The sequence below is a fragment of the Aeromonas sp. HMWF014 genome (assembly GCF_963878295.1).
Classification (GTDB): Bacteria; Pseudomonadota; Gammaproteobacteria; order Enterobacterales; family Aeromonadaceae; genus Aeromonas; species Aeromonas popoffii.
Window position 1 is genome coordinate 1 of record NZ_CAWNYS010000352.1, and the last position, 1,121, is coordinate 1,121.

Annotated in this window: 2 protein-coding genes; both read right to left on the reverse strand. The window is 51.8% G+C overall.

Going from position 1 to position 1,121, the window contains the following annotated elements; translation table 11 throughout:
- Positions 1-128, reverse strand: a 128-nt coding sequence (locus tag AAC083_RS14620; protein WP_441296520.1) for a flagellin N-terminal helical domain-containing protein, incomplete at its 3' end; no start/stop codon positions are given.
- A gap of 175 nt (positions 129-303) precedes the next feature.
- The coding region (gene lafA, locus AAC083_RS14625) for a lateral flagellin LafA (RefSeq protein ID WP_108536987.1) at positions 304-1,121 on the reverse strand (818 nt) is incomplete at its 5' end.

The window sequence follows — 1,121 nt, forward strand, 5'->3', positions numbered from 1 at the left end:
TCGGCGGCGGAGTTGATGCGCAGACCGGTGCCCAGACGCTGCATGGCGGTGCCAAGCATCTTGTTGGTGGAATTCAGCTGGTTCTGTGTGGTCAGTGAGGCAAAATTAGTGTGAATAGACAAACCCATGATTTACTCCTTAAAAATGCTGCTCTGCAGCGGGTAACCCGATAAAGATAGAAAGCGACACTAGTCGACAAAGACTTGAATCGAGAACGGAAAAATATGATGAGGGCGTAACTGGAAATTGAAGAAAAGAACAAAAAGAGGATGGCACTCATCCTTGAGATGAGTGCCATTGAGATTAACGCAGCAGGGAAGTCACCATACCGGTCATCTGGTTGGAGTTGGACAATACGGACATGCCAGCCTGCATCAGCATCTGGTTTTTAGTCATATTGGTGCTCTCTTGGGCAAAGTCGGCGTCCATGATGCGGCCGTTCGCCATGTCGGTGTTCTCTTTCATGTTGGAGAGGTTGTTGACCGTGTGCTCCAAACGGTTGATGTTGGCACCGAAGGAGGAACGGACAGAACCAATTTGATCAAGTAGGTCGCTTGTGGCTGTAATCGCGGCACTGGCTTTGGTTTGATCGTCTATACCATTTGTAATACCAGTGCCTGCAATACCCGTAGTTCCTCCAGTACCGGTCAGATCCTTCATGGCGGTTGATACATCAACCTTCAGTGTTTCAGTGCTAGAGCCACCAATCTGGAAAGTCACACCAGTGCCGACCTCAAACGACCCACCCTTCAACAGCTTCTGGCCACCAAAGCTGGTGTTAGTAACAATATTATTCAGCTCCTTAGTCAGTTCGCCGAACTCGGCGTTCAGAGCGGTGTAGTCAGCGGTGCTGGTAGTGCCGTTCGCACCCTGGGTGGCCAGATCCTTCATACGTTGAACGATATTGGTCATCTCATCCATGGCACCTTCGGCGGTCTGCATCATGGAGACGGCATCCTGGGCGTTGCGCATGCCCACTTTCTGACCGTTGGATTGGGCTTGCAGACGGGTAGCCATCTGCAGACCGGCGGCGTCATCGGCGGCGGAGTTGATACGCAGACCGGTGCCCAAACGCTGCATGGCGGTACCCAACATCTTGTTGGTGGAGTTCAGCTGATTCT